This is a genomic window from Devosia psychrophila (assembly GCF_000971275.1).
Taxonomy (GTDB): Bacteria; Pseudomonadota; Alphaproteobacteria; order Rhizobiales; family Devosiaceae; genus Devosia; species Devosia psychrophila.
The window spans coordinates 1-1,535 of the sequence record NZ_LAPV01000187.1 but is presented as its reverse complement, the minus strand read 5'-3'; the positions used below and the strand labels follow the sequence as shown (position 1 = coordinate 1,535).

2 protein-coding genes are annotated in these 1,535 nt (G+C 57.5%); both read left to right on the top strand.

What is annotated here, in order from left to right; genetic code table 11:
* Positions 1-398, top strand: a 398-nt coding sequence (locus tag WH91_RS19850) for an ABC transporter permease (RefSeq protein ID WP_046172756.1), incomplete at its 5' end; no start/stop codon positions are given.
* Positions 395-1,480 (top strand): ABC transporter ATP-binding protein, encoded by a 1,086-nt coding sequence (locus tag WH91_RS19845; RefSeq protein ID WP_046172755.1) that lies wholly within the window; start codon positions 395-397, stop codon positions 1,478-1,480. The genes WH91_RS19850 and WH91_RS19845, both read left to right, overlap by 4 nt.
* Positions 1,481-1,535: the final 55 nt, after the last annotated feature.

The window sequence follows — 1,535 nt, the reverse complement described above, 5'->3', positions numbered from 1 at the left end:
TCGCTGCGCACATCATCCTGACCCTGCCATTCGCCGTGCGGATGATCGCCACGGCGATGTTCAATTTCGACAGGAACCTGGATCGGGCTGGCCAGAGCCTGGGTGCCACCAAAGCCCAGCGCATCCGTCACCTGCTGATCCCCATCATCAAGCCGGGCGTTTTCTCCGGCATGACCTTTGCCTTCATCATCTCCTTCAACAACATTCCGCTGTCGGTCTTTCTGGTCCGGCCCGGCCAAACCACCCTGCCCATCACTGTCATCAACTATCTCGAATACAGCCTCGACCCAGTGCTGGCGGCAGTCAATGTCGCCTCGCTGCTCTTCGTGCTGGCGGTGATTTTCGTCTTTGAAAAAATTGGCGGGTTTTCAGCCCAGATCCACGGAGGAAGCAAATGAGCACCAGCGATATCGAGCTGATCAATTTAAGCAAGAATTTTGGCGCCAGCCAAATCGTGCGTGAAATCGACCTTGTCGTGCCCCATGGCGAGTTCGTCAGCATCCTCGGCCCCTCGGGATGCGGTAAAACCACCACTCTGAACATGATCGCAGGCTTTATCGCGCCCTCAAGCGGGCAGATCAGGATCCGTGGTGTCGAACAGAGCGGCGTGCCGCCGGAAAAACGTCAGGTCGGCCTGGTGTTCCAGAACTACGCCCTGTTCCCCCATATGACCGTCGCCCAAAATGTCGGTTTCGGCCTCAAGATGCAGGGCAAGAGCCGAGACGAGGTCGACACTCAGGTCAAGAAGGCACTGCAGAGTGTTCATCTCGATGGTTTCGAACACCGCTACCCCAAAGCGCTATCGGGCGGTCAGCAACAACGCACCGCCCTCGCTCGGGCCATCGCCCCCCGTCCATCGCTTCTGCTGTTGGATGAGCCGCTCTCGAACCTCGACCTGAAGCTGCGCGAAGCCATGCGTATCGAGCTCAAGGATGTTCAGCGCGAACTGGGCATCACCTTCGTTTATGTGACCCACGATCAGGAGGAAGCAATGGCCATGTCCGACCGGATCGTGGTCATGCACGAAGGCGTCATTGCTCAGGTTGGATCCCCCTCAGAGCTCTACCGCGCACCACAGTCGACGTTCGTCGCCGATTTTATCGGAAAGTCGAACATCTTCGCCGTTACCCCGACTGCCAATGGCGGGGGCATCCAGCGGGTCCGGATTGCCGAAACCGGTCTGGAGCTGCTGGCCGCTTCCCCTGCTACGGTTTCCTCGGAAATCGCATTCTGTAGTATTCGGCCAGAAGCCCTGCGTTGGATTGAGGTGAACACCTCGACCGAACATCCAGTCAACGTGTTGCCGGTCAAGATCATCAAGATCGTAAATCTGGGAGCCTATCTGGAAGTGTGGTGCCGGCACCAGAGCAATACGATTTTCAAAGCGCTCATCAGCGCCGCGCGGGGCGGCCAGTTGGCCATTGACGTCGCCATCGAACTGACCGTCGAACCTGCGGCGATAAAGCTCCTCATCCACTGAGCGGATTAATAAACGTGGACTATCAATGAGCGTTAATTGATATTGGACGCAGGGG

Bases quoted from the DNA above. Each gene is read 5' to 3' on its own strand.
- WH91_RS19845 (WP_046172755.1), top strand. From the start codon at position 395: ATGAGCACCAGCGATATCGAGCTGATCAATTTAAGCAAGAATTTTGGC.